The 17764-nt window shown below is 70.7% G+C and carries 21 protein-coding genes, 1 pseudogene and 1 riboswitch; of the genes and pseudogenes, 7 read left to right on the plus strand and 15 right to left on the minus strand.

Going from position 1 to position 17764, the window contains the following annotated elements:
• From ACNAYW_RS23675 to ACNAYW_RS23695, 5 genes are all read right to left on the minus strand, one after another.
• The coding region (locus tag ACNAYW_RS23675; RefSeq protein ID WP_415852051.1) for an MDR family MFS transporter at positions 1–1805 on the minus strand (1805 nt) is incomplete at its 3' end.
• Complete coding sequence (locus ACNAYW_RS23680; RefSeq protein ID WP_415852052.1) at positions 1802–2278, minus strand: MarR family winged helix-turn-helix transcriptional regulator; 477 nt, start codon at positions 2276–2278, stop codon at positions 1802–1804. The genes ACNAYW_RS23675 and ACNAYW_RS23680, both read right to left, overlap by 4 nt.
• A gap of 104 nt (positions 2279–2382) precedes the next feature.
• A complete protein-coding gene (locus ACNAYW_RS23685; RefSeq protein ID WP_415852053.1) occupies positions 2383–2865 on the minus strand; it encodes a YbaK/EbsC family protein in 483 nt (160 codons plus the stop codon).
• Positions 2866–2888: 23 nt separating this feature from the next.
• Positions 2889–3269, minus strand: coding sequence for a hypothetical protein (locus ACNAYW_RS23690; RefSeq protein ID WP_415852054.1), 381 nt, complete (start codon positions 3267–3269; stop codon positions 2889–2891).
• 13 nt (positions 3270–3282) lie between these two features.
• Positions 3283–4566 carry an aminotransferase class V-fold PLP-dependent enzyme gene (locus ACNAYW_RS23695; RefSeq protein ID WP_415852055.1) on the minus strand — a complete coding sequence of 428 codons (1284 nt, stop codon included), beginning with the start codon at positions 4564–4566 and terminating at the stop codon, positions 3283–3285.
• A 50-nt stretch (positions 4567–4616) separates the two neighbouring features.
• Positions 4617–4729, minus strand: a riboswitch (SAM riboswitch).
• An 84-nt stretch (positions 4730–4813) separates the two neighbouring features.
• Here ACNAYW_RS23695 and ACNAYW_RS23700 point away from each other — a divergent pair.
• Entirely contained in the window at positions 4814–5599 is a 786-nt protein-coding gene (locus ACNAYW_RS23700) for an HAD-IIA family hydrolase (protein ID WP_415852056.1), read from the plus strand.
• Here ACNAYW_RS23700 and ACNAYW_RS23705 read toward each other — a convergent pair.
• The gene (locus tag ACNAYW_RS23705) at positions 5572–6945 is read right to left on the minus strand and encodes an MFS transporter (RefSeq protein ID WP_415852057.1); all 1374 of its coding nucleotides are present in this window, start codon (positions 6943–6945) and stop codon (positions 5572–5574) included. The two genes, ACNAYW_RS23700 and ACNAYW_RS23705, sit on opposite strands and share 28 nt — an antisense overlap.
• 68 nt (positions 6946–7013) lie before the next feature.
• Here ACNAYW_RS23705 and ACNAYW_RS23710 point away from each other — a divergent pair, with 68 nt between their 5' ends.
• The gene (locus ACNAYW_RS23710) at positions 7014–7625 is read left to right on the plus strand and encodes a TetR/AcrR family transcriptional regulator (RefSeq protein ID WP_415852058.1); all 612 of its coding nucleotides are present in this window, start codon (positions 7014–7016) and stop codon (positions 7623–7625) included.
• On the opposite strand, the gene ACNAYW_RS23715 is transcribed toward ACNAYW_RS23710, so the two are convergent.
• Positions 7612–8778: an RtcB family protein gene (locus tag ACNAYW_RS23715; RefSeq protein WP_415852059.1), complete on the minus strand. Its 1167-nt coding sequence runs from the start codon at positions 8776–8778 to the stop codon at positions 7612–7614. The genes ACNAYW_RS23710 and ACNAYW_RS23715 overlap by 14 nt on opposite strands.
• A gap of 252 nt (positions 8779–9030) precedes the next feature.
• On the minus strand, positions 9031–9414 hold the full coding sequence (locus ACNAYW_RS23720; RefSeq protein WP_415852060.1) for a hypothetical protein: 384 nt from the start codon (positions 9412–9414) through the stop codon (positions 9031–9033).
• Between the two features lie 86 nt (positions 9415–9500).
• Between ACNAYW_RS23720 and ACNAYW_RS23725 the strand changes: the two genes are divergently transcribed.
• The gene (locus tag ACNAYW_RS23725; protein WP_415852061.1) at positions 9501–9923 is read left to right on the plus strand and encodes a DUF4279 domain-containing protein; all 423 of its coding nucleotides are present in this window, start codon (positions 9501–9503) and stop codon (positions 9921–9923) included.
• A 9-nt stretch (positions 9924–9932) separates the two neighbouring features.
• Complete coding sequence (locus tag ACNAYW_RS23730) at positions 9933–10628, plus strand: copper homeostasis protein CutC (protein WP_415852062.1); 696 nt, start codon at positions 9933–9935, stop codon at positions 10626–10628.
• Between the two features lie 33 nt (positions 10629–10661).
• On the opposite strand, the gene ACNAYW_RS23735 is transcribed toward ACNAYW_RS23730, so the two are convergent.
• The 3 genes from ACNAYW_RS23735 to ACNAYW_RS23745 are packed head-to-tail and all read right to left on the minus strand — an operon-like array spanning position 10662 to position 12752.
• Positions 10662–11864, minus strand: coding sequence for an O-succinylhomoserine sulfhydrylase (locus tag ACNAYW_RS23735; RefSeq protein ID WP_415852063.1), 1203 nt, complete (start codon positions 11862–11864; stop codon positions 10662–10664).
• A gap of 10 nt (positions 11865–11874) precedes the next feature.
• Entirely contained in the window at positions 11875–12288 is a 414-nt protein-coding gene (locus tag ACNAYW_RS23740; protein ID WP_415852064.1) for a rhodanese-like domain-containing protein, read from the minus strand.
• Positions 12285–12752 carry an Rv0361 family membrane protein gene (locus ACNAYW_RS23745; RefSeq protein WP_415852065.1) on the minus strand — a complete coding sequence of 156 codons (468 nt, stop codon included), beginning with the start codon at positions 12750–12752 and terminating at the stop codon, positions 12285–12287. The genes ACNAYW_RS23740 and ACNAYW_RS23745 overlap by 4 nt, the downstream gene beginning before the upstream one ends.
• A gap of 145 nt (positions 12753–12897) precedes the next feature.
• Here ACNAYW_RS23745 and ACNAYW_RS23750 point away from each other — a divergent pair, with 145 nt between their 5' ends.
• Complete coding sequence (locus ACNAYW_RS23750) at positions 12898–14286, plus strand: FAD-dependent oxidoreductase (RefSeq protein WP_415852066.1); 1389 nt, start codon at positions 12898–12900, stop codon at positions 14284–14286.
• Positions 14287–14397: 111 nt separating this feature from the next.
• Here the strand turns inward: ACNAYW_RS23750 and ACNAYW_RS23755 are convergent, their stop codons facing one another.
• From ACNAYW_RS23755 to ACNAYW_RS23765, 3 genes are all read right to left on the minus strand, one after another.
• The gene (locus ACNAYW_RS23755) at positions 14398–14724 is read right to left on the minus strand and encodes a hypothetical protein (RefSeq protein ID WP_415852067.1); all 327 of its coding nucleotides are present in this window, start codon (positions 14722–14724) and stop codon (positions 14398–14400) included.
• Positions 14725–14767: 43 nt separating this feature from the next.
• Positions 14768–15145, minus strand: a complete 378-nt coding sequence (locus tag ACNAYW_RS23760; RefSeq protein ID WP_415852068.1) for a hypothetical protein — start codon at positions 15143–15145, stop codon at positions 14768–14770.
• A 117-nt stretch (positions 15146–15262) separates the two neighbouring features.
• Positions 15263–15571 (minus strand): winged helix-turn-helix transcriptional regulator, encoded by a 309-nt coding sequence (locus ACNAYW_RS23765; RefSeq protein ID WP_415852069.1) that lies wholly within the window; start codon positions 15569–15571, stop codon positions 15263–15265.
• A gap of 80 nt (positions 15572–15651) precedes the next feature.
• On the opposite strand from ACNAYW_RS23765, the gene ACNAYW_RS23770 reads away from it, so the two are divergent.
• Positions 15652–16365, plus strand: a complete 714-nt coding sequence (locus ACNAYW_RS23770) for an SDR family oxidoreductase (protein ID WP_415852070.1) — start codon at positions 15652–15654, stop codon at positions 16363–16365.
• Between the two features lie 9 nt (positions 16366–16374).
• On the plus strand, positions 16375–17097 hold the full coding sequence (locus ACNAYW_RS23775; protein WP_415852071.1) for a siderophore-interacting protein: 723 nt from the start codon (positions 16375–16377) through the stop codon (positions 17095–17097).
• A gap of 179 nt (positions 17098–17276) precedes the next feature.
• On the opposite strand, the pseudogene ACNAYW_RS23780 reads toward ACNAYW_RS23775, so the two are convergent.
• Positions 17277–17764 (minus strand): annotated as a pseudogene (locus ACNAYW_RS23780) (hypothetical protein); the annotation flags it as partial.

Raw genomic sequence — 17764 nt, forward strand, 5'->3', positions numbered from 1 at the left:
GGGCCGGGGACGGGGCCGGTGGGCGGTTCGGTCACGGTCTCCTCCGTCGCTGCTGTGCCCGCCACGGATTCCGCGGCGGCGCTGATCTCCGCGGTCTCGATGCTGTCAGGCGTCGCGGCGGTGCCGGCCTCCGGGGTGGTCGCCTCGATGACCGGGGCCGTGCGCAGGGGCACCGCCTTCCAGAACAGTACGAGGACCAGGCCGATCGCCGCCAGCACGGTGACCGCGAGGAAGACCACGTCCATCGAATCGGCGAACCCCGCTTTGAGCGGGTGGACCAGGGTCTCGGGCAGCTTCTGCAGGGCGGAGGTGTCGGACATGATGTCGCTGACGGCGCTGGAGTCGCCGTGCACGAGCTTGGCGGCGAAGTCCTGCGCCGCCGGGCCGTCGTGGCCGGCGGCGGCGCGCTGCACCGCGGCGGTGTACTCCGGGTCGGCGGCGGCGTCGGTCATCCGGGTGCTCATCTTGTGCGGCATCTGGGAGAAGAGCACGGAGAGGAAGACCGCGACGCCGAGCGTGCCGCCGATCTGCCGGAAGAACGTGGCGGCGGCGGTGGAGACGCCCATGTCTCGCGGCGGGAGGATGTTCTGCAGCGCCAGGGTGAGCGGCTGCATCAGGTTGCCGAGGCCGAAGCCGATCACGGCGGCGCCCGCCATGACGTAGCCGATCTCCACATCGGCACTGATGTAGTGCATGCCGAACATGCCCGCCGTGAGCAGGACGGCCCCGATGATCGGGAAGATGCGGTAGCGGCCGGTGCGGGAGATCATCTGCCCGGCGAGGATCGAGCCGAGCATGAGACCGGCGACCATCGGCAGCATGAGGAAGCCCGCCTTCGTCGGGCTGGCGCCGCGGACCACCTGGAAGTACTGGGGCAGCAGCGAGATACCGCCGAACATGGCGGCGCCCACGACCATCGAGATGAGAACGCCCTGCGCGAAGATGACGTTCGTGAAGATCCGCAGCGGGATGATCGCGTCCTCGCCCATGTACTTCTCGATGGCGATGAACGCGAGGACGCCGACGGCACCGATGGCGTAGCAGGCGATGGCCCGGGTCGAACCCCAGCCCCACTCCTGGCCCTGCTCGGCGACGATGAGCAACGGGACCAGGCCGACGGACAGGGCGATGGCGCCGAACCAGTCGATGCGCACGCCCTCACGCCGGGTGTGCGGCAGGCGCAGCACGCGGGAGACGACGGCCAGCGCGACGATGCCGATCGGCACGTTCACGAGGAAGACCCAGCGCCAGCCGGAGATGCCGAGAATGCTGTCGGCGCCGGAGAACACGCCGCCGAGCACGGGGCCGAGCACCGAGCTGGTGCCGAACACGGCGAGGAAGTAGCCCTGGTACTTGGCGCGTTCGCGGGGCGGCACGATGTCGCCGATGATGGTGAGCGCGAGCGACATCAGGCCGCCGGCGCCGAGGCCCTGCACCGCGCGGAACGCCGCGAGCTCGTACATCGACGTCGCCGTGCTGCACAGCAGGGAGCCGATCACGAAGACCGTGATGGCGAACATGAAGAAGGGCTTGCGGCCGTAGATGTCCGACAGCTTGCCGTACAGCGGGGTGACGATCGTCGAGGTGATGAGGTACGCGGTGGTGACCCAGGCCTGCAGCTTGTAGCCGTTGAGATCGTCCGCGATGGTGCGGATCGCCGTCGAGACGATCGTCTGGTCGAGCGCGGCCAGGAACATGCCGGTCATGAGCCCCGACAGGATGTAGAGGATCTGCTTGTGCGTGAGGCCGGCGCCGGCGGTCTCGACGACCGCGGCGTCGCCGTGGTCCGCCGTCGCGGCGGTCACTCGCCTTCCCGCATCAGTTTGAGGGCCTGCTCGAACTGCACCAGCGCCCGGTTCCCGAGCGTGACGAACTGGTCGATCTCCTCGTCGGTCCACTCCTCCATGAGCGGGCGCAGCTTCTCGTTGCGCTGCTGCCGGATGAAGTCGACCTTGGCCCGCCCCGCCTCCGTCGCGGAGACGAGCGCGGCGCGGCGGTCCGAGGGGTCCGCCGTGCGCTCGGCGTAGCCGAGGGTGGTCAGGGTGGTCACGTACCGGCTGGCGGTGGACGGGTCCGTATGGATCTGGTCCGCGAGCACGGACGAGCGCATCGGGCCGCCCTTCACGAGCGCGAACAGCGCCGTGTACGCCGCCAGTTCCACGCCGTCCGGCGCGACCGCGTGCCGCGTCATCACCGCGTGCCGCTCCTTGAGCCGGGTGAGCTCGGCGATCACGCCGACGATCCCCTCGATCCGGTCCGCCCGTTCCTCGTCCGTCATCACGCCTCCGCAGGTCCCGTCCGCTCACGTCGCCGCGTTCGGACATGCAAAACTACGTGCAGCCTACAACTATTAGGAGAACTAGTCGACTCGGGCGAACCGGCCTATGCCGCCGATGTCGTGACGATTCTGGCACCCGTGAGGGCCACGAGGGCCGCGAAATCGGTGCGGAAGATCGTGTCGTGCGTGCCGGCCGCCGCGTACAGGTCCGGGTAGTCGGCGAGCGACTCGTCGATGACGGTGACCACCGGCCGCGGGTGTCCGACGGGCGAGACGCCGCCGATCACCTGGCCGGTCGCGGCGGTCACGTCGTCCGGCTGCGCGCGGGTGATCGCGCCGTAGCCGAGCCGCTGCGCGAGGCCGTCGGTGTCCACGCGGTGCCGCCCGCTGGAGAGCACGAGCAGGGGCGCACCGTCGGCCAGGAAGACGAGGCTGTTGGCGATCGCGCCCACCTCGCAGCCCAGCGCCGCCGCGGCCTCCGCGGCGGTCCTGGCGCCGTCGGGCACGTGGCGGACGGTGTCCGGATGCCCCGCGGCGGCCAGCGCCGCGCGGACGGTCTCGGTGCGGGCGGAGTACTGCTCGGTCACGCCGACCAGTATGCCGCCCGGCGCTACGCCGCGAGCAGGGTGGCGATGAGGTCCTTGGTGCGGGCGCCGCCCACCGGGCGCAGCACGACCGCGTCGGCGACCTCGGCGGCGTAGACGTCCTCGATCAGGGACTTCAGGCCCGACGGCGTGCCCACGTACGTGATGCTCTGGGCGACGCCGTTCGGGGCGTAGCTGGCGCGGGCGTCCGCGGCGCGCTCGTCGATCACCACGTCGACCTCGAGCGCGATTGCGTCCGGCTCCCGCCCGGCGCGCTCGGCCTCGGCGCGCAGGTAACCGCGCTGCTTCTGCGCGAGACGCAGGTCGGCGGCGCGCACCCGGGTCAGGCTGGTCGCCGCGGGCTCACCGTCGATGGTGACCACCAGGGCGGGACGGGAGACGGTCATGGTTCCTCCGGGTTCAGTTCGCTCGTGCGGACAGGTCTTCGAGGGCGCGCACCAGGCGGCGCACGTCGTTCTCACTCGTGCCGAGGCCGAGGCTCGCGCGGACGGCACCGTCGTAGCACCCCAACCGGTGAACGACGGGGTGGGCGCAGAACTTCCCGTCGCGCACGCCGATCCCGTGCTCGGAGGAGAGGAACTCGGCGACCTCGCGGGGCGTGCGGCCGTCGACGGTGAAGGCGACGATGCCCACCCGCTCGGTGGAGTCGGCCCAGATCTTGAGGGTGCGGACCCCGTCGATGCCCTCGAGCGAGCGCAGCAGCAGGTCGGTGAGGAAGCGCTCGTGGCGCGCGATGGCGTCCGCGCCGATCCGCTCGACGGCCTCGCAGGCGGCGGCGATCGCGACCGCGCCGAGCACGTTGGGCGAGCCGGCCTCGTGCCGCGCGGGGCCGGTGTGCCAGGCCACCTCGACGGACTTCGAGACGGGGGTACCGATCACCTCGTAGCTGGCGCCGCCGCCGCAGCGGACGGGCTCGGCCTCGTCGAACCAGTCGGCGCGGCCGACGAGCACGCCGGAGCCGAAGGGCGCGTACAGCTTGTGCCCGGAGAAGGCGAGGTAGTCGACGCCGCTGTCGCGCAGCGAGATCCGACGGTGCGGGACCAGTTGCGCACCGTCGACGGCGATGCGTGCGCCGTGCCGGTGGGCGAGCGCGGCGAGCCGGCGGATCGGCAGCACCTCGCCGGTGACGTTGGACGCACCCGTCACGCTGACGAGGGCGGCGGGCCGGGCCCGCAGCTCCTTCTCCAGCACCTCGAGGGTGCCCTCGATCGACAGCGGCGCGGAGATCACGCGGGCCCCGATCTTCTTCCACGGCAGCAGGTTCGCGTGATGCTCGCAGTCGAGGACCACGACCTCGCCGGGGACGCAGCCCGCCAGCAGGTTGATCGAGTCGGTGGTGTTACCGGTGAAGATCACGTGGTCGTCCGCGCGAGCGCCCACGAACTCGGCGACGACCTCGCGGGCCCGCTCGTAGCGGGAGGTGGAGCGCTGCGAGAGGTAGCCGGCGCCGCGGTGCACGCTCGCGTACTCGCCCAGCGCCTCCTGGACCGCGGCCTGCACCTCGACCAGGGCGGGGGCGCTCGCGGCGTAGTCGAAGTTGGCGTAGCGGACCGTCGCGCCGTCCTTGAGTGGGGCGTACTCGTCGGCGCCGGTGACGGCGGCAAGGGGGCCCAGGGCGAGCGGGGTGCTGCGGACGGACGGGGTGAGGCAGACGGAGGTGCGCTCGGTGGTGGCGATGCTCATGAGAAGTCCTTCGGTATGAGGACACGCGGCACCGATCGAGCCGTGCCGCGAATCCGCGCTTGCCGTGCACGGTTCGGCACGGCCAGGTCGTCACCCGGAGCACCCCACCGCGGAGGAGGGTTGCCGACCAGCGAGCCGGGGCTTGTCACTGGCACTCATGACCTGCGTCGAGAATGCCCGGTCGGCGGGCCCGACGTCAAGGTTCGAATCACGGCGACGCGAAACCCACGCGAGTAGATTCGCGGGCATGAGCGAGTGGACGTACCTGATGGACATGGACGGCGTCCTGGTGCACGAGGAGCACCTGATCCCCGGCGCCGACGCCTTCATCGCGGAGCTCACGGCGGCCGGGACGCCGTTCATGGTGCTCACCAACAATTCGACCCGCACGCCACGCGACCTGCGGGCGCGCCTGGTCGCCACCGGCCTCGACATCCCCGAGTCACGGATCTGGACCTCCGCGCTGGCCACCGCGAAGTTCCTGCAGGACCAGCGGCCGAACGGCACCGCCTACGTGGTCGGCGAGTCGGGCCTGACCACGGCGCTGCACGACGTGGGCTACGTCCTGACCGACAACGATCCGGACTACGTGGTGCTCGGCGAGACCCGCACCTACTCGTTCGAAGCGATCACCACCGCCATCCGGCTGATCGACCGCGGCTCGCGCTTCATCGCCACGAACCCGGATGCGACGGGGCCCTCGCGCGACGGCCTCCTGCCCGCGACCGGCGCCGTGGCCGCCCTGATCCGCGAGGCCACGGGCCGCTCGCCGTACTACGTGGGCAAGCCGAACTCGCTGATGATGCGGTCCGCGCTGCGGGCGCTCGGTGCGCACTCCGCCGACACGCTCATGATCGGCGACCGGATGGACACCGACATCGTGTGCGGCCTGGAAGCAGGTCTCCGCACGATCCTGGTGCTCACCGGCATCTCCACGCACGAGTCGGTGACCGCGTTCCCGTACCGCCCCACCCGCACGATCGACTCCGTCGCCGACCTCGTCGGTCACACGGAGGACCCGTTCCCCGGCTGAGGATCCCGCCGCGCGGCGACGAGCGTCCCGACGCCCACCACCGCCGTGAGCGCGGCCATGATCCGGAAGGCGGCACCGTAGGCCGCCGCGTCGTCGCCGATGGCCGCCGTGGCCGCCACGATCGCAGCGAGCCCCAGTCCGCCACCGATCTGCTTGGCGCAGTTCATGATCCCCGAAGCGGCACCAGCCTGGTCCCGCCGCACGCCGGATACCGTCATCGTGGTGAGCGGGAGGTTCAGCAGTCCGGAGCCCACTCCGATGAGGAGAGCGGGCAACAGGACCGCCGTGGGATAGGCGGAACCGGGAGCGAGCATGCTCTGCCAGACGAATCCGATCACCAGCAGCCCGGATCCGGCCGCGACCAGTGGGGGCGCCGAGTGGCGCCGGAGCAGTCGCGGCGCCCAGCGCAGGCTCACCAGGAGCTGGATCACGGTGTGCGGCAGGAACGCCAGCCCGGTCACGAGCGCCGAGTAGCCCAGCACCACCTGCATCTGCAGGGAGAGGAAGAACCACATCGGCACCAGCGTGGCTCCGGCGAGCAGCATGCCCGCGTTGCCCCAGCGCACGGAGCCGATGGCGAGGAGCGCGGGTGGGAGCAACGGCAGGCCCGCACGACGATCCCGCGCGACGAAGCCGCAGCACACCAGGCCCGCCGTCACGAGAGCCGGCACGGCGAGCGCCCAGAGCCGCTCCCCCGCTGCGGAGAATCCACCCGCGGCGAGCAGCAACGCCGCCGTCGCGAGGACGGCTGCAGCGGGGTCGATCCGGGCGCGCGCCGCGCTCAGCGCACCGCGCGGCGCCGACGGCAGTCCCCGTAGCGCCAGCATCACGGCGAGCACACCGAGCGGCAGGTTGATCAGCAGCACCGCGCGCCAGCCGAGGAACTCGGTGAGCACTCCCCCGCAGAGGTTTCCGGCGGTGCCGCCGGCGATGCTCATCGCCGTCCACCATGCCAACGCCCGCGTTCGGGGCGCCCCCTCCGCGAAGGTGGTGGTGAGCATGGACAGGGTCGCCGGTGCGACGAAGGCGGCGGCGAATCCCTGCAGGGCGCGGCCCGCCAGGAGCGACTCCACCCCCGTCGCCGCTCCGCCGAGGACACTGGCGCCCGTGAACACGGCCATGCCTGCCACGAAAGTCGCGCGCACGCCGACCACGTCGGCGATCCGGCCGCCGAGCAGGAGGAAGCCCGCGAAAGGTAGGGCGTATGCGGTGACGCCCCACTGTTGGCCCACGTCGCCCAGGCCCAGGTCGGCACGGACCGCCGGGAGCGCGACGTTCACCACCGAGACGTCCAGCGTGATCATCAGTTGCGCCAAACAGGCGGCACCGAGCACCCTCGCGCCCATGACCCTCCTTTCATACGTCACCTGTATCACGAAGGTTATGATACGAACGTATCAACAAGGAGGCGAGCATGCCGCGGACCGTCGATCACGATCAGCGCAGGGCGCAGCTGTCCGATGCACTAGCGCGCGTCGCGGCACGCGAAGGACTGCACGCCGTGTCGATGCGCTCCGTCGCCGCCGAAGCCGGCGTCTCACTTCGGCTCGTGCAGTACTACTTCACGAGCAAGGACCAGTTACTCATCGGCGCCCTCCGGCGGCTCGAGGAGCAGTCGAACGCCCGATGGCAGGCCCGGCTCTCGCGCACCGGAGCGGATCCCACACCCCGGCAGGTGTTGGAGGCCTTCATCGAGGAGGCGCTGCCGACCGACGCCCCCAGTCGCGACTTCTACCTGGTGTCGGCCGCGTTCACCGGACTCGCGTCGACCGATCCCACCCTCGCAGCGGAACCGCTCGCCGGCGGGGTCGGTCGACTCCGCGAGAGTGTCGATGCGGCGTTCACCGAGGCCGACCGCCTCGGCCTGCTCCCACCCGGGGCGGACCCCGCTGCCGAGACCGACAGCCTCATCGCGCTGTGCAACGGTCTGAGCACCGCCGTCGTCATCGGCCACCACACCCCCGAGCGCGCGGGCGAGGTGGCGCGCTACCACCTCGCCCGCGCCTTCGGCGCTACTGCCCCTTGACGTTCAAGATCTGACGCAGGACGGCGCGGACCGTGACCAACTGCTCCGCGTCGGCCATCACCCGATCGATCGGCTTGTAGGCCTGCGGGATCTCGTCGATGAAGTCGGGGCTGTCGCGGAACTCGATGCCCGCCATGGCCTCCCGCAGCTGCTCGTGCGTGAAGGCCTTGCGCGCCGCGGACCTGGAGTACTCCCTGCCCGCGCCGTGCGGCGAACTGTTCAGCGACGGGGCGAAGCCCTTGCCCTCGACGATGTACGACGCGGTGCCCATCGACCCCGGGATGAGGCCGAGCTTGCCCTCGGTGGCCTCGATCGCGCCCTTCCTCGACACCCACACCTCCTTGCCGAAGTGCTTCTCGCGCTTGGTGAAGTTGTGGTGGCAGTTGATCCGCTCCGCCTCCACGATCGGCGTCCCCACCCACTCGCCGAGCTGGCGGATCACCCGGTCCATCATCTCCTCACGGTTGAGCAGCGCGAAGTGCTGCGCCCACGTCAGCTCGGCGATGTACCGGCGGAACTCGGGCGTCCCCTCGACGAGGTACGCGAGGTCCGGGTCCGGCAGCGGGATCCACCACTGCTTGCACAGCCGGGTCGCCACGGCGATGTGGTGCTGGGCGATCTTGTTGCCCACGCCGCGAGAGCCGGAGTGCAGGAACGCCCAGACGGTGTCGTCCTCGTCGAGGCTGATCTCGATGAAGTGATTCCCGCCGCCGAGGGTGCCCAGCTGCAGCGCCCAGTTCCCGGCGTACTTCGCGGGGTCGAAATCCGCCCGCTCGGCGAGTGCCGTCAGCTCCGCGATCCTCGGCTCCGCCGTGGCCGCGATCTTCTTGTTGTAGCGGCCGGGCGAGAGCGGGATCGCCCGCTCGATGGCCTCGCGAACGGTCGCACGATCATCCGGCAGGTCGGCCAGGGTGAACTGGGTGCGGACCGCGATCATGCCGCAGCCGATGTCGACGCCGACCGCCGCGGGGATCACGGCGCCGAGGCTGGGGATGACCGAGCCGACGGTGGCGCCCTTGCCCAGGTGGGCGTCGGGCATCAACGCGATGTGCGGGTAGATGAACGGCAGCTTCGCCGTGGTGATCGCCTGCTCGCGGGTCTTCTCGTCCAGGATGGACGCCCACGAGACCAAGGACTTACTGAGCTTCTCCATGTCTTTCTCGTCTCGATGTGATGGTCACCGGTCCGAGAACCCATGCGTATGACGCATGGGCACCGGGCCGGCGGTGGAGCGACGGCCCGGGTTGCCGCAGGTTATGCGGGCACGCCGAACCGACGGCAGTAGCACTGCCGCAGCGATTCGGGGAGCTTGCGCATATCCATGCCCGGCAGCGTATTCGACAGCAAGGCTGAGCTCCACTGAGTTTCTCGGTCTTCGGCCCTGCTCGCCCCGGACCTCCGCACATCATTCATCGGGCCTGCTCCACACGACGTCGTCGAGCGCCGGCAACTCGAGCGGGGCGCCGTAGGAGTAGACCTCGAGGCTCGAGAGGTAGCCGTCGAGCAGGAACACGATCGCTCCACCCAAGGGCATGTCTCCGTCGCCGGGGATTTCGGCTTCCACTGGGAGCGGACTCGACGCGGCGGATGCAGGCGATAGAGAACGGTCGGCCACCAGGTCGATCGTGCCGCAACCGCAAGGACAGGACTGCTCCGAGTTCACACGAAGGATAGGAACCTGGGCACGGAGTTCCTCGACGCCGGGGAAGTCGAAGTGCAGGAATCCGTCGAGGAAGGCCCGCTCCCTGTCGGTGAGCCGGCGCGCAGATTCACCCGGAGCCGCGTCCATACGCAGCACCGTAGATCGCCAGGTGATGCACGCGCCAGTGGATACTCCGTTGTGCCAGGCATGCGCCGCGACCTAGCTTCGACGGCATGCCGCTGGTACACCGCGCCGTCGTCTCTCTGCAGATCAGTGGCGCCGACCTTGACCCGGCGATTCTAAGCCGGATGGTCGGCGCTCTACCGACTCTGTCCTACAGGCAGGGCGATCTGGTGCCGACCGGACGCGGCACGCGAACTGCACGTTTCGGCCTGTGGTCACTCGAGGGTCGCTCCACCGAGCCCGCCGACATCGACGGGCCGGCGATGCAGCTCCTGAGCGGCCTCCCCTCCGATCTCGCCGTATGGCGCGACCTGCGCGATCGGTACTCCGTCCGCCTGTTCTGCGGGTGGTTCCTCCAGGGCGGGAACGAAGGTCTCGTCCTCTCTCCTGTGACGCTCAGCTCGCTCGGCGATCGGGGTATCGCACTCGACCTCGACATCTATGCAGCTCCGCCTCGGAGCGACCGAACCTAAGGTATGTGCATGGCACTGCTCGAAGTGATCGCCCTGGACGCGCGGGACGCTCTCGCCGCGCAGAAGGGCGGGGCGGACCGGGTGGAGCTGGTCGCGGACATGGCGGCCGACGGACTCAGCCCCTCCCCCGCCACCGTCGCCGAGGTCCGCGCCGCCGTGGATCTTCCCGTGCGCGTGATGATTCGGCTCACCGACGGTTTCGCGCCCGGAGACCTCGTAGGGCTGGTGCGGCGCACCGTCGAGCTGAGAAGCGCTGGAGCGGAGGAGTTCGTGCTCGGCTTCCTCACTGCCGACGGCGACGTGGATCGACCGGCCGTGACGCGGGTCATCGAGGCGATCGACGGCGCCCCGTGGACGTTCCACCGCGCGATCGACCACTGCGCGGACCGGGCGGCGCTGCGGGCCGCCGTCGCGGGCCTACCGGGACTCGACGGGTTCCTCACGGCCGGCGCGGCCACCGGTGTGGACGACGGGATCGCCACCTTGATCGCGGAAGCATCGGGACCGCAACGGATCTTGGCCGGCGGCGGGCTGCGCCTCGATCACCTGCCACGACTCAGCGCCGCGGGCATCGACGCCTTCCACATCGGCAGCGCCGCCCGGCCGCACGGGTGGGACTCGCCGGTCTCGCCGGCCGCGGTGCGGGCGTGGCGCACCGCCATCGACGACCAGACGCTCCGAGTGCGGTCGAAAACCCACCGATAGCGCAGGAAACCGACCGCAACCGCGGCAGCGGGCTCAGCCCAGGGCCTGGTCCAGATCGGCGATGAGGTCGTCGACGTTCTCCAACCCCACGGACAGGCGCAGCATCGAATCGGTGAGCCCGATCTTCGCGCGACCCTCCGGGCCCGTCGCGCGATGCGTCGTGGTGGCGGGGTGGGTGATCAGCGACTTGGCGTCGCCGAAGTTGTTGGAGATGTCGATGACCTGCAGCCGGTTGAGGAACTCGAAGGCACGCTCCTTGCCGGCCAGGGCACCGTCGGCCAGCTCGAGGGTGATGACCGTGCCCCCGGCCTTCATCTGCCGCTTCGCCAGCTCGTGCTGCGGGTGCGAGGGCAGGAAGGGGAAGAGCACCTTCGAGACCCGCGGATCGGCGTCCAGGAACTCGGCGACCTTCTGCGCGTTCGCGCTCACGCGCTCGGCCCGCAGGTCCAGCGTCTCCAGCGCCTTGAGCAGGACCCACGCGTTGAACGGCGCCATCGCGGGACCCGTGTGCCGCATCAGCTGCTTCACGGGGCCGTCGATGTAGTCGAACCGGCCGAGGATGGCGCCACCCATGACGCGCCCCTGGCCGTCCATGGTCTTGGTGGAGGAATGGACGATGACGTCGGCGCCCATACCGAGCGAATCCTGGTAGCCCACAGGCGTGAAGCCGGCATCGAGCACCACCTGCGCGCCCGCGGCATGCGCCAGCGAGGCCACCGCCCGCACGTCGACGAGGCCCTGCATCGGGTTCGCGGGCGTCTCGAAGAAGACCGCCTGCGTGGGCTCGCTCAACGCCGACTCCCACTGGGCGAGGTCCTCACCGTCGACGAAGACGGTCTCGATGCCCCAGCGCGGCAGGATCTCGTTGCACACCACGTAGCAGGAACCGAACAGCGAGCGGGCCGCGACGAGCCGGTCGCCCGCCTTGAGCAGCGCCCCGAGGGCGGTGAACACGGCCGACATGCCGGAGGCGGTGGCGAAGCAGGCCTCGGCGCCCTCCAGCAGGCGGAGGCGCTCCTGGAACATGGCCACCGTCGGGTTGCCGTAGCGCGAGTAGACGAACCGGTCGATGTCGCCGTTGAACGCGGCCTCGGCGGCCTCCGCGCTCTCGTACGTGTAGCCCGAGTTGAGGAACAGCGCCTCGGAGGTCTCCTCGTAGTTCGTGCGCAGGACGCCGCCGCGCACGGCGTACGTCTCGGGCCGCAGGCCGTCGGGCAAGGGGCTGAACTCCGTCATGGCTTTCAGCCTAGAACTGCCGCCAGGGCAGGCCGTCGGCGCGCCAGCCCGCGACGCCCCGATGTCCGAGTGCGTCGATGGGGCCCTCGAAGCCGTCGAGAACGTTGTAGGCCCGCTGCACGCCGGCGGCGGTGGCGGTCTCGGCGGCGCCGATCGAGCGGTGCCCCGAGCGGCAGAGGAAGACGACGGGGGCGTCGTCGACGACGCCCTTCGCGCGGAGCTCCTCGACGAACGTCGGGTTGAGCGCACCGTCGGGGTAGCGCTGCCATTCGACGAGCACCGGGTTCCTCCCTACCCGGGAGAGCTCGGGGATGCCGACGTAGTTCCACTCGGCCTCGGTGCGGCAGTCCACGAGGACGGCCGACGGGTCCTGCTCCAGCAGCTCCCAGGCCTCGCGGGGCGTCAGGTCTCCGGCGTAGTTCACGAGCACTTCTTCCACTTGCCGTCCTCGCGGACGAACTTCGCCTGCTCGGTGCGCTCGCCCGCCTTCTCGTACCGCACCGTGAGGTCGGCCGACGCGGAGTCGCCGGTCACGGTGAGGTTCTTGACGTCCTTCTCGTCCAGCTTCGCCTCGCCCTCGCGCTCGACGGCGGCCTTGCGCGCGTCGGGGAAGCCGGCCTCCTTCGGGAACTCGGCGGCGGCGCGGTCCTTGGCGCACGTGTTGGCGACCAGGTCCGAGTACCGGCCCTTGTTCAGGGCGCCGTAGTACTGGCCGATCGTCACCTGGACCTGTGCGGAGTCGCTGAGCCGCTCGTCGGACGGGCGGATCGCGTTCCAGAGGAGCACGCCGCCGATCAGCAGCACCGCGACGACGAGGGCGATGACGAACGGGGTCGCCGTGGTGCGGCGTTCGGGCGGCGGTCCGGCGGGGGTCTTGTCTGCGCTCACTGAAGTCTCTACCCTCTGCTACTAGAACACGTTCCAGTTCCTGGGAGGGGTGGGATGGACCACCCGCACTAGGAACAGTTGATAAGTCCGCACTAACCTGGTGGGGAACTTCAACCGCGTATGCAGACAAGGTAGCCGACTTCACATGACCGAACAGAACCGCCCGTTGCGCGTCGCGATCGTGGGCGCGGGCCCCGCAGGCATCTATGCGGCGGACGCCCTCATGAAGTCCGACGAGGCGAAGGACCCCGGCGTCAGCATCGACCTCTTCGAGAAGATGCCGGCCCCGTTCGGCCTGATCCGGTACGGCGTCGCGCCCGATCACCCGCGGATCAAGGGCATCATCACCGCGCTGCACAAGGTGCTGGACAAGCCGCAGGTGCGCCTGCTCGGCAACCTCGATTTCGGCAAGGACTTCACCCTCGAGGACGTGCGCCGCCACTACGACGCGGTGATCTTCTCCACCGGCGCCGTCGCCGACCGCAACCTGGAGATCCCGGGCATCGACCTGGACGGCAGCTACGGCGCCGCCGAGTTCGTGGCCTGGTACGACGGGCACCCGGACTTCTCCCGCGAGTGGCCCCTCACCGAGGAGAAGGTCGCCGTCCTGGGCGTCGGCAACGTCGGCCTCGACGTGGCCCGCGTGCTGGCCAAGACCGCCGACGAGCTGCTCCCGACGGAGATCCCGCCGAACGTCTACGAGGGCCTCAAGCTCAATCAGGCCAAGGAGGTGCACGTCTTCGGGCGCCGCGGCCCGGCGCAGGTGAAGTTCACCCCGCTCGAGCTCAAGGAGCTCGACCACTCGCAGACCATCGAGGTCATCGTGAACCCCGAGGACATCGAGTACGACGAGGGCTCGGCCAAGGCCCGCCGCGAGTCGAAGATCACCGACCAGGTCGCCACGATCCTCGAGAACTACGCGATCCGCGAGCCGAACAACCGCCCGCACAAGCTGTTCATCCACCTCTTCGAGTCCCCCGTCGAGATCCTGGGCGAGAACGGCAAGGTCACGGGCCTGCGCACCGAGCGCACCGAGCTGGACGGCACGGGCAACGTGCGCGGCACCGGCAAGTTCACCGACTGGGAGATCGGCGCCGTCTACCGGGCCGTCGGCTACCTCTCGAACGACCTCCCGGAGATCCCCTTCGACGACCAGGCCGGCGTCATCCCGAACGAGGCCGGCCGCGTCATCGACGCAGGTCAGCACATCACCGGCGTGTACACCACGGGCTGGATCAAGCGCGGGCCCGTCGGCCTCATCGGCCACACCAAGGGCGACGCCAACGAGACCATCGCCTGCCTGCTCGAGGATTTCCACGCCGGCAAGCTGAACGCCCCGTCGGACCCGTCGACCGCCGGCGTCACCGACTGGCTGGACGACCACGACACCCCGTACACCACGTGGGACGGCTGGTACCGCCTCGACGAGCACGAGCGCAGCCTGGGCGAGGCCGAGGGTCGCGAGCGCGTGAAGGTCGTCGAGCGCGGCGACATGCTGGCCGCCTCGGAGCCGGGCAAGGTCCAGCAGGACTAGTCCCGAGCCCTAGTACGACGGTGCCGCCGTCCCGATTTTTCGGGGCGGCNNCACTTTTCGCTCACAATGATTCCAATTCGGTCGCGCGGCGACTCCGCTCCGTTCGGTCGCTCAGTTCGGCGCCGCGGTGACGACCGGGCCGGCCGCCGGATCGTGGGCGACCCGCGCGACGCCGAGCGCGGCCGTGCGCGGCTGCGTCGCCGTCACGGTGACCGTCGTGGTCCGCGTCCGCGTGGACGTCGTTGTCGACGTGGTGGTCGACGTCGTGGTCTTCGTCCGCGTGACGGTCACGGTCCTGGTCTGCGTCGCGTCGCGCTGGACCGCGCAGTCGTCGCGCAGCCCCGCCGTGCAGTCCGCCCCAGCGGGCGCCGCGGTGAGCACCGCCCCCGCCGTCAACAATCCGGCGCAGGCGCCGATCGCGGCAATCGCTCGTTTCATCGCTGTCTCCTCCTCCGCGCCGGCCCACGACGGGCCGACGAGCTCATTCCCAGGTGAATCCGTAGGGGCCGTGCGTGCAGGTCTTCAGTCCGCCCGGCCCGACGCGCTGGGCGCCGACGGCGGTGCACTTCTCGCCGCCGGGGAAGGCGGGCTTCACGATCCATATCCCGCCCGAGCAGGTGAGTCGTTGCCCCGGAGCCGTCTCACCGATGCTGCAGGCCTTGCCCGGGCTCGGCGGCGTGAAGTCCCGCGCCCACTCCCCGAACCGGCACTCGTAACCGGGCTTCGTCTCGAACATCCGGCACTCGCTCCCGACGGTGGGATCGGCGGATGCGGCGCCCGCCCCCAGCACACCGGGCGCCAGCGCCATGCCCACCGCGGCGAGCGCGCCGCGGGAGGTCCGAATCGTCCACTTCTGCATGCGCAACATCCTAAGCGAACGTCATGACCGTGCGTTGCGATCGGCGGAGTCTGGTCACCCGACGGTCTGGGTCGGATCATGGCCGCTCAGCGGCCACAATCGCACACAGGGCCCGGCTCAGTCGGCGGCCCAGTCCCAGACCGGCCAGAGGGCGCGGCCGAGTGCCTCCCCGCGCGGGGTGAGTTCGTACTGCTTGTCGGGGAGTTTGCGGGCGATCCCCTTCTCGACCAGTTGCGCGAGTCGGGTGGCGAGCACGCTGGAGCTGCAATTGCCCATGCGCCTGCGCAATTCGAGGAAGCCCAAGGAACCCGGCTCGAGCTCCCAGACGATGCGCAGCACCCAGCGCTGGCCGAGCAGATCCATCGCCGCCGCGACCCCGGGGTCCGGATCCTCGCGCCGCTGGGGCACCACATCACGCACTGACACGGAACAGAGCCTACTTGCGCTTCTGAATTCGAAGCGGCATGCTGACCGCAGTTCGAAATCAGAAGCATGGAGGTTCGGCGATGGCGGTCGTAGTGGTGACCGGGGCGTCCCGCGGGGTGGGCGCCGAAACAGCGGTGACGCTCGGCGCGCGCGGCCACGACGTAGTGGTGAACTACCGGGAGAAGGAGCGTCGCGCCGAGAGGGTGTGCGCACTCGTCCGCGAGGCCGGCGGCCGGGCGATCGCCGTGGGCGCGGACGTGACCGCGGCCGACGGGCCCGCCCACCTGCTCGACGCGGCGATCGCGGCGTTCGGCGGCATCGACGCCGTGATCCTCAACGCGTCCGGCGGGCTCGAGCTGGGCGCCGATGAGGACTACGCGATGCGGCTGAACCGGGATGCGCAGGTCGCGGCCGCCCGCGCCGCCGTCGAGCGCCTGCGGCCGGGCGGGCGGATCGTGTTCGTGACCAGCCACCAGGCCCACTTCTCCGAGACCCGTCCCGTGCCCGCGGGGTACGAGCCGATCGCGGCCAGCAAGCTCGCCGGCGAGCGGGCGCTGCGCGTGCTCGCCGCGGACACGGACGTCGACCTGCGCGTCGTCTCGGGCGACATGATCGAGGGCACGATCATCGTCCGCCTCCTGGAGCGCCGCGACCCCGCCGCCGTCGACGAGCGGCGCAGCCACGGCCCACTCCCCACGGTCACCGAGTTCGCCGCCGCGATCGCCGGCGCCATCGACGCCGACGAATCCGTGGCGCGCACCACATATGTGGGCGGGCGCGACTATTTAGGGTAGCCTCAGCTCATGGGTAGAGGAGTGACCGGCCTGATCCTCAAGGCGATGCGGGCGGACGACTACGTTTTCACGGTGCTCGGGGCGGAGGCCGTCAGCGAGCACTATCACCGCATCCGCTTCGACGGCGGCGACTTCCTGCAGGACAACCCGTGGTTCCCCACCATGTGGGTGCGCCTGTGGGTGCCGAAGAGCGGCGCCGCCACGACCGATGCGGACGAGGGCACGCTCGTGCAGCGCGGCTACACGATCGTCGCGCCGGAGGGTTCGCAGTTCAGCATCGAGTTCGCGATGCACGAGGGACCCGCGCCGCGCTGGGCCCTCGACGCCGAGCCCGGCGACCGCATCGCCGCCACCATGATGGGCGCCGACCTGACCGTCCCGAAGGAGCCGGCACCGTCGGAGTACGTGCTCGTCGGCGACGCGGCCTCGATCCCCGCGATCAACAGCATCCTCGGCACCGCGCAGGCGCCGTGCCGCGTGTACCTGGAGTACCAGCACGACGCCGAGCGGGAGCTGCCGGTGCACAGCGAGGCCGTCACCTGGGTGCCGCGCGAGAACCGCGGCGCCACACTGGTCTCCGCCGTGGTCGGCGGCGGGATCGGTTCGGACGCCTTCCTGTTCGTCGCCGCCGAGACCAAGGCGACGCGCGAGATCACCAAGGCCGCCAAGCGCGACTTCGGCCTGCCCAAGGAACGTATCAAGTCGCAGGCGTACTGGCTGCAGCGCGGATAATCCACTGGCAGCCCGCCGATCCCGCGTCCAGGGACGCACGGCGTGACCGCTCCACCGAGAAGTGGGGCGGGCTTCGTCGTACTCCCCGGTCGACTCTCGGATCCTGTCCGGTCCGGACACCGTGTCCGTTGTGGACAGAATTCGATAGTCGCGCGAACGACACAGGGAGCACCCGCGGCCTAGCCGTCCTGCGGACGCTGCGGCGGTAGGCCGATCGAGGTGGCCGGATTGTGGTCGTACTCCTCGGTCTCCGGGGTCTTCGGAGCCTGGGGGCGCGTCGCGGTCTCGCCGGTCGCGGGCCGCGGAGCGGGCTGGATCGGGCGCGGCGGGGCGGGCCGCCGGGCGGCGACGGGGTGCATGCTCGTCGGGGCGACGGGATCGCCCGGGCCCGCCGGGGGCGGGGTCACGCGCGAGGAGGGCTGCTGCGGCGGCACGACCGGGGACGCCGCGGTCGGCGGGGCCGGCGGCACCGGCGGCTGCTGCGCGGGGCGCGGCGGCGGGCCCTGCGGGACCGGCGGAGCCTGCGGGGGCCGGCCCTCCGGACCCTGCTGCGGCGGGCCCTGCTGCGGCGCCGGCTGCGCAGGGCCCCGCTGCGCCGGGCCCGGCGGGGCGGGACGCAGCGTCGGCCTCGCGCGGGGGGAGGGCTCGTCGAGCGGCGGCTGCGGCC

It is taken from the genome of Tsukamurella ocularis (assembly GCF_965138335.1).
In the GTDB taxonomy this organism is placed as follows: domain Bacteria; phylum Actinomycetota; class Actinomycetes; order Mycobacteriales; family Mycobacteriaceae; genus Tsukamurella; species Tsukamurella ocularis_A.

Excerpts from the sequence above, each read along its gene's own strand:
- ACNAYW_RS23705 (WP_415852057.1), bottom strand. The coding sequence starts at position 6,945 with ATGGGCGCGAGGGTGCTCGGTGCCGCCTGTTTGGCGCAACTGATGATC.
- ACNAYW_RS23735 (WP_415852063.1), bottom strand. The coding sequence starts at position 11,864 with ATGACGGAGTTCAGCCCCTTGCCCGACGGCCTGCGGCCCGAGACGTAC.
- ACNAYW_RS23720 (WP_415852060.1), bottom strand. The coding sequence starts at position 9,414 with ATGGACGCGGCTCCGGGTGAATCTGCGCGCCGGCTCACCGACAGGGAG.
- ACNAYW_RS23700 (WP_415852056.1), top strand. The coding sequence starts at position 4,814 with ATGAGCGAGTGGACGTACCTGATGGACATGGACGGCGTCCTGGTGCAC.
- ACNAYW_RS23710 (WP_415852058.1), top strand. The coding sequence starts at position 7,014 with ATGCCGCGGACCGTCGATCACGATCAGCGCAGGGCGCAGCTGTCCGAT.
- ACNAYW_RS23690 (WP_415852054.1), bottom strand. The coding sequence starts at position 3,269 with ATGACCGTCTCCCGTCCCGCCCTGGTGGTCACCATCGACGGTGAGCCC.
- ACNAYW_RS23775 (WP_415852071.1), top strand. The coding sequence starts at position 16,375 with ATGGGTAGAGGAGTGACCGGCCTGATCCTCAAGGCGATGCGGGCGGAC.
- ACNAYW_RS23680 (WP_415852052.1), bottom strand. The coding sequence starts at position 2,278 with ATGACGGACGAGGAACGGGCGGACCGGATCGAGGGGATCGTCGGCGTG.
- ACNAYW_RS23725 (WP_415852061.1), top strand. The coding sequence starts at position 9,501 with ATGCCGCTGGTACACCGCGCCGTCGTCTCTCTGCAGATCAGTGGCGCC.
- ACNAYW_RS23695 (WP_415852055.1), bottom strand. The coding sequence starts at position 4,566 with ATGAGCATCGCCACCACCGAGCGCACCTCCGTCTGCCTCACCCCGTCC.
- ACNAYW_RS23715 (WP_415852059.1), bottom strand. The coding sequence starts at position 8,778 with ATGGAGAAGCTCAGTAAGTCCTTGGTCTCGTGGGCGTCCATCCTGGAC.
- ACNAYW_RS23730 (WP_415852062.1), top strand. The coding sequence starts at position 9,933 with ATGGCACTGCTCGAAGTGATCGCCCTGGACGCGCGGGACGCTCTCGCC.
- ACNAYW_RS23755 (WP_415852067.1), bottom strand. The coding sequence starts at position 14,724 with ATGAAACGAGCGATTGCCGCGATCGGCGCCTGCGCCGGATTGTTGACG.
- ACNAYW_RS23760 (WP_415852068.1), bottom strand. The coding sequence starts at position 15,145 with ATGCAGAAGTGGACGATTCGGACCTCCCGCGGCGCGCTCGCCGCGGTG.
- ACNAYW_RS23770 (WP_415852070.1), top strand. The coding sequence starts at position 15,652 with ATGGCGGTCGTAGTGGTGACCGGGGCGTCCCGCGGGGTGGGCGCCGAA.
- ACNAYW_RS23750 (WP_415852066.1), top strand. The coding sequence starts at position 12,898 with ATGACCGAACAGAACCGCCCGTTGCGCGTCGCGATCGTGGGCGCGGGC.